General features: G+C 69.0%; 13 protein-coding genes. 3 read left to right on the forward strand and 10 right to left on the reverse strand.

The genetic code is table 11. The annotated features are described in order from the left end of the window. The first annotated feature begins 38 nt into the window (after positions 1 to 38). Positions 39 to 1055, forward strand: coding sequence for a glutathione S-transferase family protein (locus ACHAA3_RS03680; protein WP_435707591.1), 1017 nt, complete (start codon positions 39 to 41; stop codon positions 1053 to 1055). Between the two features lie 155 nt (positions 1056 to 1210). Here ACHAA3_RS03680 and ACHAA3_RS03685 read toward each other — a convergent pair whose 3' ends face one another. The 3 genes from ACHAA3_RS03685 to ACHAA3_RS03695 are packed head-to-tail and all read right to left on the reverse strand — an operon-like array spanning position 1211 to position 5642. Next, a complete protein-coding gene (locus ACHAA3_RS03685; RefSeq protein ID WP_435707592.1) occupies positions 1211 to 3436 on the reverse strand; it encodes a transglutaminase TgpA family protein in 2226 nt (741 codons plus the stop codon). Next, entirely contained in the window at positions 3423 to 4676 is a 1254-nt protein-coding gene (locus tag ACHAA3_RS03690; protein WP_435707593.1) for a DUF58 domain-containing protein, read from the reverse strand. The genes ACHAA3_RS03685 and ACHAA3_RS03690 overlap by 14 nt, the downstream gene beginning before the upstream one ends. An 18-nt stretch (positions 4677 to 4694) precedes the next feature. Further along, on the reverse strand, positions 4695 to 5642 hold the full coding sequence (locus ACHAA3_RS03695; RefSeq protein ID WP_435707594.1) for an AAA family ATPase: 948 nt from the start codon (positions 5640 to 5642) through the stop codon (positions 4695 to 4697). 77 nt (positions 5643 to 5719) lie between these two features. On the opposite strand from ACHAA3_RS03695, the gene ACHAA3_RS03700 reads away from it, so the two are divergent. Together ACHAA3_RS03700 and ACHAA3_RS03705 are read left to right on the forward strand one after the other, a co-directional pair. Then, on the forward strand, positions 5720 to 6217 hold the full coding sequence (locus tag ACHAA3_RS03700; protein WP_435707595.1) for a flavodoxin family protein: 498 nt from the start codon (positions 5720 to 5722) through the stop codon (positions 6215 to 6217). 76 nt (positions 6218 to 6293) lie between these two features. After that, positions 6294 to 7010, forward strand: coding sequence for a hypothetical protein (locus ACHAA3_RS03705; protein WP_435707596.1), 717 nt, complete (start codon positions 6294 to 6296; stop codon positions 7008 to 7010). Positions 7011 to 7168: 158 nt separating this feature from the next. Here ACHAA3_RS03705 and ACHAA3_RS03710 read toward each other — a convergent pair whose 3' ends face one another. From ACHAA3_RS03710 to ACHAA3_RS03740, 7 genes are all read right to left on the reverse strand, one after another. Then, the gene (locus tag ACHAA3_RS03710; protein ID WP_435707597.1) at positions 7169 to 8182 is read right to left on the reverse strand and encodes a PHP domain-containing protein; all 1014 of its coding nucleotides are present in this window, start codon (positions 8180 to 8182) and stop codon (positions 7169 to 7171) included. A 40-nt stretch (positions 8183 to 8222) separates the two neighbouring features. Further along, positions 8223 to 9140 carry a GTPase Era gene (gene era / locus ACHAA3_RS03715; protein WP_435707598.1) on the reverse strand — a complete coding sequence of 306 codons (918 nt, stop codon included), beginning with the start codon at positions 9138 to 9140 and terminating at the stop codon, positions 8223 to 8225. Further along, a complete protein-coding gene (locus tag ACHAA3_RS03720; RefSeq protein ID WP_435707599.1) occupies positions 9137 to 9463 on the reverse strand; it encodes a cytidine deaminase in 327 nt (108 codons plus the stop codon). The genes era and ACHAA3_RS03720 overlap by 4 nt, the downstream gene beginning before the upstream one ends. Then, complete coding sequence (locus ACHAA3_RS03725; protein ID WP_435707600.1) at positions 9447 to 10748, reverse strand: hemolysin family protein; 1302 nt, start codon at positions 10746 to 10748, stop codon at positions 9447 to 9449. The genes ACHAA3_RS03720 and ACHAA3_RS03725 overlap by 17 nt, the downstream gene beginning before the upstream one ends. Further along, positions 10745 to 11224, reverse strand: coding sequence for an rRNA maturation RNase YbeY (gene ybeY / locus ACHAA3_RS03730; RefSeq protein ID WP_435707601.1), 480 nt, complete (start codon positions 11222 to 11224; stop codon positions 10745 to 10747). The genes ACHAA3_RS03725 and ybeY overlap by 4 nt, the downstream gene beginning before the upstream one ends. After that, positions 11202 to 12200 (reverse strand): PhoH family protein, encoded by a 999-nt coding sequence (locus tag ACHAA3_RS03735; protein ID WP_435707602.1) that lies wholly within the window; start codon positions 12198 to 12200, stop codon positions 11202 to 11204. Before ACHAA3_RS03735 ends, ybeY begins: the two co-directional genes overlap by 23 nt. A gap of 63 nt (positions 12201 to 12263) precedes the next feature. Next, positions 12264 to 12605: an HIT domain-containing protein gene (locus ACHAA3_RS03740; RefSeq protein ID WP_435707603.1), complete on the reverse strand. Its 342-nt coding sequence runs from the start codon at positions 12603 to 12605 to the stop codon at positions 12264 to 12266. Positions 12606 to 12723 lie beyond the last annotated feature (118 nt).

The raw sequence follows: 12723 nt of genomic DNA on the forward strand, positions 1-12723 counted from the left end.
TCCGGCCGGAAGCTTCTCCCGCTCGTATGCTGAGGGCCATGACCGACGATCATTCGACCAAGGGCGCCTACGTCAAGACCGGCGAGACCTTCGACCGCGACATGAACTACATCCCGGACCGCATCGTGACGTCCGACACCGAGGTGGACGAGGACACGCCGCGCTGGCCCGTCGAGGCTGATCGCTACCGACTCGTCGTCGCGCGCGCCTGCCCCTGGGCCAACCGGGCCATCATCGTGCGGCGCCTGCTGGGCCTCGAGGATGCCTTCTCGATCGGCTACTGCGGTCCGACCCACGACCAGCGCAGCTGGACCTTCGACCTCGACCCCGGCGGCGTCGACCCCGTCCTGGGCATCGAGCGACTCCAGGAGGCGTACCTCAAGCGCTATCCCGACTACCCGCGCGGCATCACGGTGCCTGCCATGGTCGAGGTCGCCAGCGGCGAGGTCGTCACCAACGACTTTCCGTGGATCACCCACGACTTCTTCTCCGAGTGGACCGAGTTCCACCGCGACGGCGCGCCCGACCTGTGGCCGGCTGATGTCCGCGAGGAGATGGACGAGGTCATGCATCGCATCTTCACCGAGGTCAACAACGGTGTGTACCGCTGCGGTTTCGCCGGTTCGCAGGAGTCCTACGAGAGCGCCTACGAGCGCCTCTGGACGGCGATGGACTGGCTCGAGGAACGCCTCACCGACCGCCGCTTCCTGATGGGCGACACCATCACCGAGGCAGACGTCCGTCTGTTCACCACGCTGGCCCGCTTCGACGCGGTCTACCACGGCCACTTCAAGTGCAACCGCAACAAGCTGGCCGAGATGCCCGCCCTGTGGGGCTACGCCCGCGACCTGTTCCAGACGCCGGGCTTCGGCGACACGATCGACTTCGAGCAGATCAAGCGCCACTACTACTTCGTGCACGAGGACCTCAACCCCACGCAGATCGTGCCGGCCGGACCGGACACGTCGGGGTGGGCCAGCCCGCACGGACGCGAATCGCTCGGCGGCCGCCCGTTCGGCGACGGCACTCCCCCGCCACCGCCCATGCAGGCCTGAAGCCCGCTGCCCGTTCCTCGCGGCGCGCTGCTCGTTCCTCGCAGCTTCAGCCGTTCGTTCCTCACGGCTGCCGGGCTTCGCCCGGGCGCCTTGCCTTCGCTTCGCTCGGCCCATGGATGCGCCTCAGGTGCGTCCAAGTCGCCCGGCCCGGGCCCTCAGGTGGCCGGGTTCGGCGTGGGTGCGGGGGCGGCTACGGCTGATCGCGGTCCGAGGGATCGGGGCAGCAGCGCTGCACGCCACCGCTCGAGGCGGGGGGCCCCCTCCTGCAAAGAGTCGATCACGACCCGGGCGTCGCCGGCCGCCTCGTCTCCCGAGACGGTCGCCGGAGAGTACCGCCGCCGCTCGACCAGGTCGAGCAGGCGATCCAGTGCGACCGAGTCGATGCCCGGCCGGACGGACAGGCGGCGTGCCAACCCGCGTGGGGTGTCCGCCACCGAGGTCAGCACACCGAAGTCACGAGCGGTGTCCTCGATCTCTCGCCACACCCGGTCGGGCTCGGCCTGCCGAAGTCGCCACGAGCGACGCAGGACACGCGCCAATCCGGGAAGCAGGACGATCGCGAGCAGTGCAAGCGCCACGGCCACGGCCGAGCGGGGTGCGGTCGACGTCGACTCCTCACTCTGCCCCGGAGCCAGCGCGCCGTCCTCGGAGCGGGGATTCTGCTGCTGCTCCTGCGGCTGCGCGTCCTCGACCCCCGACTCAGGCAGGGTCGAGTCCGGAGTGTCGGAGGCCGGCTCGGAGAACGCCGTCCCCTGACCGATGCCGGGCGTGGGATCGAAGCGCACCCAACCGACTCCGTCGAAGTACAGCTCCGTCCAGGCGTGCAGGTCGTCGGACATGACCTCGTACACCCGGCGTCCGCCGTCGAACTCACCGGTGAGCCCGCCGGGCGCGTACCCGACCGCGACCCGGGCCGGAATGCCCAGCGAACGCGCCATGACCGCCATGGCCGAGGAGAAGTGCACGCAGTAACCGGCCTTGCGCTGCAAGAACTCCGCGATCACGGTGAGCCCGTTGCCGTCGTAGTCCTCGGCCACGGGAGCGGTCTCGGAGTAGTCGAACTCACCGGACCTGAAGTAGTTCTGCAGGGCAACGGCGCGGTCATAGTTGTTGGTCGCGTCCTCGGTGACCTGAGTCGCCATGTCGAAGATGATCGGCGGAGCGTCCTCGAGCTCGGTGTAGCGGCGCAGGTCCGGAGTGACGCGCGGGTTCGCGCCCCGCAGCTGCTCGGCCGTCGGCTGCACGTCGATGCTCTCGGTCGTGTAGGTCTGCCCCGTGATGTCCGATCCGCGCAGCTTCACCGTGAGGCCGGTCCGCTCGACCTGGTAGGAACCCTCGAGGCCACCGATGTCGACCGTGGGATACGGCACCGGGAGCAGGTCGCTGCGCAGCTTCGAGACCGAGATCTGCGTCGCGGCACGATCTGCCGAGATACCGTCGCGGACCGCCATTTCCTCGAACCGGCCGTCGTTGAAGTTCTCGGCCGGGCGCCAGGTGCGGCCGGTGAAGTTGGGAAGGGTCGCCACCTTCAGGTACGGCGGTTCGTCGAGCGTCGTGGTGAGGGTCATGACCGGGACCGGTGTGTTGCGGCGCAGGTTCGTGCCCAGCTCGACGATCGGATTGATGCCGGGGCCGAACACCTGCGGCGGAGGATTGCCCCACGAGGCCGCGACCGAGCTGACATTGGGGGAAACGGCAGGAAATATCAGTGCAGCCACCAGACCACCGACGCCCAGCACCAGGGCTGGGACCTGCCGGGCAGCCCGCCGGGGTTCGCCCACAGAAGTGCGGACCACCGCGGTGCGGCGACGCAGCATGATCAACCACAGAGCCGCTGCCATGACGAACAGCACCCCCGACGGCGACGTGCCGGTGATCAGGCTCGGGGTGATGTAGATCGCGAGCAGCAACGCCCCGAGGACCACCACACCCTGACGCTGCTGGATCAGCAGATCCAGCAGAACCACCAGCGCGCCGAACGCGGCCGCCAGCACCAGCACGATCGACGCCGACGCAGCGACCGGAGCCTGCTCCTGGGCGATGATCGGACCCGCCTGCTCGATCAGGTCGCTGAATCCGGTGAGGGTCGCCGGGGTCGGGATCAGCACGACCAGCGTCGCCGGCACGAACACCCAGGACAGGACGACGACCTCGACGATCAGGGCGATCGGCGCGACCACGCGCCGCGCGCCGAGCTGACGCAGGACGATGGTCGCGGTGGCCACGAGAACACACACCAGCGCCGTGCTCACGAACCAGTCCACGCCCTCGACGACGGTCGTGAAGCCGGCGAGCAGGACCAGCAGCGCCGTGGTGCCCCAGAGCATGTCGGCCCATCCGCCGCGGACGGGCGTGCGTCCAGCGGATTCAACGCCTGGCATGCGCATGACTCCCGTCGAGGCTGGCCCAGGTCTCCGGGATGTCGGACTCGGGAGTCCAGGAGGTGCGATGCCAGCCGGCCGCGTCGGCGATCGTGATGGCGCCGGTTCGACTCGCCGATCCCATGAGGGCGTGCACCGAGGCGACGGGCCCGACCTCGGCTGCCCAGCGTTGGGCTCGTGCAGGCTCGAGGCGGCCGGCGAGGAGGAAGGTGGCCGGTTCGACCCGCAGGCGCCAAGTGTCGGCCTCGGCCGGACCGCACCGGGCGAGCGCCATCATGACGTGTCGCAGGGAGTCGTGCCCCTCGGAGACCTCCGCATCGATCTGACCGCAGGGCGACCCCACCGACACGACGTACCCGGCCTGGACGAGGTGGGTGACGATCGAGGCACCGGCGGCGATGGCCCACTCGAGTCCGGGCGAGTACTCCCAGTCGCCCCCGCGGTCACGGGCCGTGCCGTGAGAATCGGCGTCGAGGTCGATCAGCACCGCAGCGCGGGGATTCATCTGCTGCTCCTCCTGACGCACCATCAGCTCGCCGCGTCGGGCCGTGGCCTTCCAGTGCAGACGTTTGAGCGCGTCACCGGACTGGTAGGCGCGAGCGATGATGTCGTCCTCCCCGAGACCCACCTGGTGAGGTGCAGGCCTCGTGCTGCCGCCCTCGTCGCTGCCCGTGGGCCGGATCGCGGGCAGGTCGTAGCGCCGCGGCAGGACGGTGACCTCGTGGGGTTCGCCGAAGTCGCGCAGGCGCTCGATCAGTCCGAACGGGTCGACCACCCGCACTCTCAACGGTCCGACGCGGTGCGCGCCGCGCGTCGACGAGGACAGAGCGTAGTCGGCCGTGGCGCTGGCATCGCGGCTCCCCGCAGCGGCCAGCGACGGCATCGTGCCGGAGGCCGCGCCAGCGACCACCGACGGCAGCCGGTCCCTCCAGACCGACTCCGGGCACGGCACCGAGGACGTGTTGGTCACGACCAGACGCGCATGCACCTCATGGCCGGGATCGACGACCTGCGGCGAGAAGGTGCGCTCCACCCTGACCCGCGAGTGGCCTGCGACGACGAACACGAAGGCAAGCGCCAGCAGGCCGAGCAGCAGTCCGGTGGCGTACAGCAGAGCGGGTGCCGAGAGGGTCGGCGCAAGCACGAAGACCACCAGCGCCGCGACCCCGAACCCGATTCCTCGCCGAGTCAGGCGGAACGAGCGTGCCGCCAACCGGATTCGACGCGTGCGAGGTGGCACTGCTCGAGACGACATGGATCAGCCCGGATGCGCGCCGCGAGGCGCCTCGGACGGCACGGGGGTGCGGGCGATGATGTCGGCCACGACCTCTTCGGCGCTGGTCGCACCGCGATGGGCCACCAGCCGGTGCGGCAGCACGACCGGAGCCAGCGCGTCGAGATCGTCGGGCAGCACGTAGTCGCGCCCATGGATGGCCGCAAGCGCCTTGCCGGCGCGAATCATCTGCAACGTGGCGCGTGGGCTCGCGCCCAGTCGCAGGTCGGGGTGGTTGCGGGTCGCCTGGACGATCGCCACCGCATACTGCTCGACCGCCGACGACACGTGGACGGATCGTGCATGGGCGATCATCTGCTGCACCGTCTCGATCGACACGACGGGGCCGAGGGTGTCCATCGGGTTGTCGAGGTCCCGCCCCCGGACCATGGCCAGCTCGGCGGCGGCGTCGGGGTAGCCGACCTGGATACGCGCCATGAAGCGATCGCGCTGCGCCTCGGGCAAGGAGTAGGTGCCCTCCATCTCGTACGGGTTCTGGGTGGCGACCACCGTGAAGGGGCTGCCCAGCTCGTAGGTGGTGCCATCGACCGTGACCTGGTGCTCCTCCATCGCCTCCAGCAACGCCGACTGGGTCTTAGGCGAGGCACGGTTGATCTCGTCGCCGATCACGATGTTCGCGAACACCGCACCGGGTTTGAACTCGAACTCGCGCGTGGACGGCACGAAGACCGACACGCCCGTGATGTCGGAGGGCAGCAGGTCAGGCGTGAACTGGATACGACGCACGGCGCAGCCGGACGACTTCGCCAGTGCCTTGGCCAGCACCGTCTTGCCGACTCCAGGGACGTCCTCGATCAGCAGGTGTCCCTCGGCCAGGAAGACGACCAGTGTGGTCTCCACGACCTCCGGCTTGCCGTCGATGACCCGCTCGATGTTGTCGCGCAGGGCCTGAGCAGCCTCCGTGAAGAGCATGACCAATCGTAGACACACGGCCGCAAACGCGCAGGGGGATCTCAAGCTGTCGACGCAGGGTCCACTAGCGTCGAGACATGGTTCGCCTGCTCGTCGTTCACCACTCCCCCACCCCGAACACCCAGCATCTGCTCGATGCGGTGGTCGCCGGCGCGTCGGACGAGTCCATCCAGGGCGTTGACATCGTGGTGCGACACGCCCTGCAGGGCACCGACGCCGAGATGACCGACGCGGTTCTCGCGGCCGACGGCTACGTGCTCGTGACCCCGGCCAACTTCGGGTACATGTCGGGCGCTCTCAAGCACTTCTTCGACACGATCTTCCTGACCGCCGGGGGTTCGCTGGCCGATGACGGGTCAGCTGACGCCGGCCCCGCGGGCCGCAAGCCCTACGGCCTGCTGGTGCACGGTCGATATGACACGACCGGGGCCGTGCGATCGGTCCAGTCGATCGTGCAGGCCCTCGGGTGGCAGCAGCAGGCCGAGGTCGTCGAGATCCTCGGAGACGTCGACGAAGCCGGACGCGAGGCGGCCACGGAGCTGGGTGGCACCTTGGCCGCGCTCCTGAGCGACTGATCGGACCGGACCGGCCGCCCCGAGCCCATTCGGCGGTGTTGCTGCGTGTTCTCCACGTGGATGGGAAGATCGAGGGGTGAAGTCCCCCGATTCCCTCCCCACGTTGTCTGCAGGAGCCCACGACGCCGACACGGGGAACGCCTGCGTCATGGAGTACGTGTCGCTGTTGGCCGGGGAGGAGTGGAGCGATCGCCCCGAGTGCACGCACCCGATCCTGGCTCACGAGGCTCGCGTGGCCAACGATCTTCTCCTCGACGCCGACCGGCCCCGCCTGGTGCCGCTCATCGGCCGACTGTTCGGCACGACCGAGGACTCCTCGGCCATCCGGGCCCGGCTGCGGCTGACCCAGGCGCGACGCGTCGCGACCCTGGTCGACAAGAACGAGCGCTCCCGCATCACCGCAGCGATCACCCATGCCGAGGCAGTGCTGGACGGGCTCGAGGACGACCTGACGCACGATCAGCTGTACGCCCGTTGCATCGCGTTCCCCGTCGCCGAGGGCGATCTGGACGTCGATCACTGGCATGCGCACAAGGCGGCCTCGCGAGTCTTCACCTTCGGCACGAGCCCCGACCTCGAACCGGGCGAGGCGCATGCGCTCTATGCCCTGGTCGTGGCGCACCGCATCGCGGCCGGCCAGTGCCAGGCCGACTGCGGCGACGCCCCGTCCCGCGGTCGTCGCATGGTCAAGGACCTCGGCGCCCTGGTCGACACCTACGACGCGGCCACCGGCCGCGCCTCCGAGCAGCTGGACGTCGCCCAGGTCCGCGACCTCATCGCCCAGGTCCGCTGACGAGTCACGCAGAACCGCCGACGAGTCACTCAAACCCACTGACGAGTCACTCAGACCCGCCTGGGACCGGGCGGCGCCGCAGGACCATCACGATGGCTGCCGGTCTCCGTGACTCCTCGGCAGGTCTGCGTGACTCCTCGGCGGGTCTCCGTGACTCCTCAGCGGGAGGCGCGAGACCAGTTGAGGAGGCGATCGACGGGCCAGGTGGTGACGATGCGGTCGGGGTCGATGTCGTGCTCGGCGGCGCGAGCCGCCCCCAGGTCGAGGAAGTCCAGCTGACCGGGGGCGTGCGCGTCGGTGTCGATCGCGAACAGGCAGCCCGCTTCGATCGCGAGGTCGATCAGCTCATCGGGTGGGTCGCGCCGCTCGGGTCGTGAGTTGATCTCGACCGCCACGTCGAAGTGCGCGCAGGCCTCGAAGACCAGCTCGGCGTCGAAGGTCGATGGTGGTCGGGTGCCGCGACCACCCTCGACCAGCTGCCCGGTGCAGTGGCCCAGCACGTTGGTGTGCGGGTCGGACACCGCGCGCACCATCCGTCGGGTCAGAGCCGTGTGGTCCATCCGCAGCTTGGAGTGCACGCTCGCCACGACGACGTCGAGCCGATCCAGCAGCTCGGGCGACTGGTCCAGCGTGCCGTCGTCGAGGATGTCGACCTCGATGCCGGCCAGCAGGCGCAGGTCGGCGTGCTGGTCGTCGATCGAGGCGATCACGTCGATCTGGCGGGCCAGACGATCAGCGCTGAGCCCGTTGGCGACCCGAAGCCGCGGCGAGTGGTCGGTGATCACCTGGTACTCACGCCCGCGCCACGCCGCGACGCGCGCCATCTCCTCGATCGGAGATCCGCCGTCGGACCAGTCCGAATGGCTGTGCAGGTCGCCGCGCAGCTGGGCGCGCAGGTCGGAGCCCACATCGGTCAGCGGCTCGTCGTCGCGCAGGTCCGCCAGGTAGCCGGGCACCCCATCGCGCAGCGCTTCGGAGATCACCGTTCGCGTCCGCGGACCCAACCCCTTGATCTGGGCCAGCGTGCCGTCCGACCCCCGCCGAGCCAGCTCGCCGTCGCTGAGATCGGCGATGGCACCGGCTGCGGTCCGAAAGGCCTCGACGCGATGTGAGGACGCACGGTCGCGCTCGAGCCAGAACGCGATCTCGCGCAACGCATCGACAGGGTTCACAGATCGATCCTAGGACGACGAGCGAGTCTGACGGCGCGGATCAGAAGCCGAGCTTGCGCAGCTGGCGTGGGTCGCGCTGCCAGTCCTTGGCGACCTTGACGTGCAGGTCGAGGTGCACCTTGGTGCCCAGCAGCTTCTCGATCTGGGTGCGCGACGCGGTGCCGATCTCCTGCAGCCGGACGCCCTTCTTGCCGATGATGATGCCCTTCTGGCTGTCGCGCTCGACGTAGACGTTGACGCGCACGTCCAGCAGCGGCTTGCCCGCCGGACGGCCCTCGCGCGGCATGACCTCCTCGACCACGACGGCCAAGGAGTGCGGCAGCTCGTCGTGCACACCCTCCAGCGCCGACTCGCGCACGATCTCGGCGATCAGCGTCTCCTCGGGCTCGTCGGACAGCTGTCCCTCGGGGTACAACGCCGGTCCCTCGGGCATCGTGTCGACCAGCAGCCGGGCCAGCAGGTCGACCTGGTCGTCGGCGACCGCCGAGACGGGCACGATTTCGCGCCACGTGAGGCCAGCAGCCTCGCCGGCCTTCTGCACGGCCATCAGGTGGGCGCCGACCTTCTCGGGCGAGACCAGATCGGTCTTGGTCACGATCGCGAACAGGGGCGCGCGGGTGATCTCGGCCAGCTCACGCATCAAGAACTTGTCGCCCGGACCGACGGCCTCGTCGGCGGGCAGGCACATGCCGATCGTGTCGACCTCGGCCCACGTGGTGCGCACCAAGGCGTTGAGGCGCTCGCCGAGCAGGGTGCGGGGCTTGTGCAGACCGGGCGTGTCGACCAGCACGAGCTGGCCCTCCGGCCGGTGCACGACACCGCGAATTGCGTGGCGTGTGGTCTGCGGGCGCGAGGAGGTGATCGCGATCTTCTCGCCCACCAACGCGTTGGTCAGCGTGGACTTGCCGGCGTTCGGCCGGCCCACGAAGCAGGCGAACCCTGATCGGAAGATGCTCATGTGCTCAGCACCGATGCGGGTGTGCCGTCGTCGTCGGCCAGGACGATGTCGATGCCGTCGCCAGCCAGGTCACGCACGGCGTCGATGGACGGTTCTGCGCCGCCCACCACGGCCGCGGCCTCAAGACTGCGAGCTCCTGAAGACACCGCCATCGCGACGGCGAGGTCGAGGGCGTCGATGCGAAGAGAGGCCAGCGCGACGGTCGAGGCCGCGTAGGTCCGTCCGTCCTGGTCGCGCACGGCCGCGCCCTGCTCGGCGGCCGCCCGCGCTCGACTCGCACGAGCCAGGGTCACGAGCTTGACGTCCTCAGGATCCAGTTGCATGCGAGGAGGCTACCGCCGCGTCGTGGTCGGCCGGGTCGTCGAGGCGGGTCACGAGCACCCGACCGATGCGATTGCGCCGACCCGACGGGCTCTCGGCAGTGAAACGCAGACCCTCGACGTCGACCGTGCTGCCGGGGATGGGGACCTTGCCGAGGTGCTTGGCCAGCAGGCCCCCGACCGTGTCGACGTCGTCGTCGTCGATCGGGATGTCGAACAGCTCCTCGAGGTCGTCGACCTCGAAGCGGGCGCTGAGACGCCACGTGCCGTCGGAGAGCTGTTCGCTCTCGTCGGGCTCGAGGTCGTACTCGTCGGTGATCTCGCCGACGATCTCCTCGAGGATGTCCTCGATCGTGACCATGCCGGAGGTGCCGCCGTACTCGTCGACCACGATCGCCACGTGGGTGCGCGACGCCTGCATCTCGCGCAGGAGCTGGTCGGCGTGCTTGGTGTCGGGCACGAACAGGCACGGCCGCGCGACCGACTCGACCTTCTCGGTGGTCTCGGCGACGTGATTGTCGAAGACGCGCTTGGTGATGTCCTTGAGATAGGCCATCCCCACGACGTCGTCGAGGTTGTCCTCGACGACGGGGATGCGCGAGTAGCCGCTGCGCAGCGCCAACGACATGGCCTGCCGCAACGTCTTGGCCTGTTCGACGTAGACGAGGTCGGTGCGCGGCACCATGACCTCGCGGACGATGGTGTCGCCGAGCTCGAAGACCGACTGGATCATCTTGGACTCCTCGGACTCGATCAGCGAGCTCGCTGCGGCGAGGTCGACCAGCTCACGCACCTCGACCTCCGAGGCGAAGGGGCCCTCCTTGAAGCCACGGCCTGGTGTCAGCATGTTGCCCACTGCGATCAGGACACGTGGGACGGGCCCGAGCACGCGGGTGAGCACGATCACCGGCAGTGAGGACAGCAGCGCGAATCGCTCCGCGTGCTGGCGTCCGAGCGTGCGCGGACCCACCCCGATCGCGACGAAGCTGACCACGGACATGACGCCGACGGTGATCAGCACGCGCGGCCACTCGGCGGCGTCGATGACGACGACGGCGAACAGCACCACCGCTGCGGTCTCGGCCACGATGCGCATCAGCAGGACGCTGTTGATGTAGCGGGCCGGATCGTCGAGGATCGTGCCGAGCCGGGAGGCACCGGCGCGGCCTTCGTCGTGCAGCTCCTCGGCGCGCGCTCGCGAGAAGGCCGAGATCGCGGCGTCGACGCTCGCCAGAGCGCCAGCGAGCACGGTGAGCAGCGCGGTCAGGACCAGCAGCAACCAGGTCACGAGACGGCCTCGGGGTCAGCCCCCTGGACCAACCCGTGCCACTCCAGCAGCAACCGGCCCTGGATGCCGAACATCTCGCGGTGCTCCTCGGGCTCGGCGTGGTCGTAGCCCAGCAGGTGCAGGATGCCGTGCACGGTCAGCAGGTGCATCTCGTCGACCGCGGAGTGACCCGCCGCCGGCGCCTGCTGCTCGGCGACCTGGGGGCACAGGGCGATGTCACCGAGGTAGCCCTCGTCGGCGTCCTCGTCGTCGCTGCCGGGGGTCAGCTCGTCCATCGGGAAGGACAGGACGTCGGTGGGCCCCTTCTTGTCCATCCAGCGTTCGTTGAGCGCCGCGATGGTTTCGATGTCGACCAGCCGCAGCGTGAGCTCGGTGGCCGGGTGCAGGCGCATGCGGCTCATCGTGAAGCGGCACAGACGGGTCAGGTCGACGACATCGGCGTCGAACCCGGACTCATTGAGAACGTCGACGTTCACTGCTGTGTGGTGCCTCTCCCTCGAACTCGTCGTAGGCCGCGACGATGCGACCCACCAGCTTGTGCCGCACGACGTCCTGCGCCGTGAGCATCGAGAAGTTGATGTCGCGCACCCCGTCGAGGATGTCGCGCACGACGCGCAGTCCGCTCTTGTCGCCACGTGGCAGATCGACCTGCGTGATGTCGCCGGTGACGACCATCTTGGAGCCGAAGCCCAGGCGCGTCAGGAACATCTTCATCTGCTCGGCGGTGGTGTTCTGCGCCTCGTCGAGGATGATGAACGCATCGTTCAGGGTTCGGCCACGCATGTAGGCCAGTGGCGCGATCTCGATGACGCCCGAGGTGAGCAGCTTGGGGATCGTGTCTGGATCGAGCATGTCGTGCATCGCGTCGTAGAGCGGGCGCAGGTAGGGGTCGATCTTCTCGCTCAGGGTGCCGGGCAGGTAGCCGAGGTTCTCGCCGGCCTCGACCGCAGGACGGGTCAAGATGATGCGGCTGACCTCCTTGGCCTGGAGCGCCTGCACGGCCTTGGCCATGGCGAGGTAGGTCTTGCCGGTGCCGGCGGGGCCGATGCCGAAACAGATGGTGTTGGTGTCGATCGCGTCGACGTACTTCTTCTGGTTCAGGGTCTTGGGTCGGATCGTGCGGCCACGGTTCGACAAGATGTTGAGGCTCAGCACCTCGGCCGGGTGCTCCTCGGTCTCGGTGCGCATCATCGAGATGGAGCGTTCGACCGTCTCGGGCGTGAGGTTCTGCCCGGTGCGCACGATGGTGACCAGCTCGTCGAGCAGGCGCTCGATCAGCGCGGCCTCGGCTGGCGTCCCGTTGACCGTGATGGCGTTGCCGCGCACGTGGACGCGAGCCTCGAACGAGGACTCGATGAGGCGCAGGAACTCGTCGGCGGGCCCCAGGAGGGCGACGGCCGGAACGCTCGACGGAATGGTGAACGTGTGAGCAGGCGTGGTGTCGTCAGTCATGTGCTCTCCATGGTACGCAACTGCCTTGATCTCGCGCGAATCCGGCGCCGCGACCTCGGACCACTAGCTGGGCAGCGCGGCGTGCAGCTGGCCGCCGAGCACGTGGCCGTGCGCATGGAACACGGTCTGGCCGGCGGCCTCGCCGGTGTTGAACACGAGTCGGTACTGACCGCCGGCCTCGGTCTCGGCGATGCGCCGGGTCTCGGCGATCAGCGCGACCGCGACCTCAGGAGCCGCGGCAGCGAGGCTGGCGATGTCGGCTTCGTGGACCCGCGGCACCACCAGCACATGGACATCGGCCTGCGGATTGATGTCCCGAAACGCCACCGTGTGCTCCGTCTCCGACACCACATCAGCCGGAATCGAACCATCCACGATGGAGCAGAAAAGGCACTCAGAGCTCATGAACCATGTCTACCCCAAGCCAGGGGCCGAGCGCCCACGAAGGCCATACCCGGGCGGCGACCAAGGGCCGAGCGCAGCGAGGCAGGCGCCTGCGCGAAGCGCAGCAGCCGTGAGGAAC

This window comes from Aeromicrobium sp. CF3.5 (genome assembly GCF_051262695.1).
Classification (GTDB): domain Bacteria; phylum Actinomycetota; class Actinomycetes; order Propionibacteriales; family Nocardioidaceae; genus Aeromicrobium.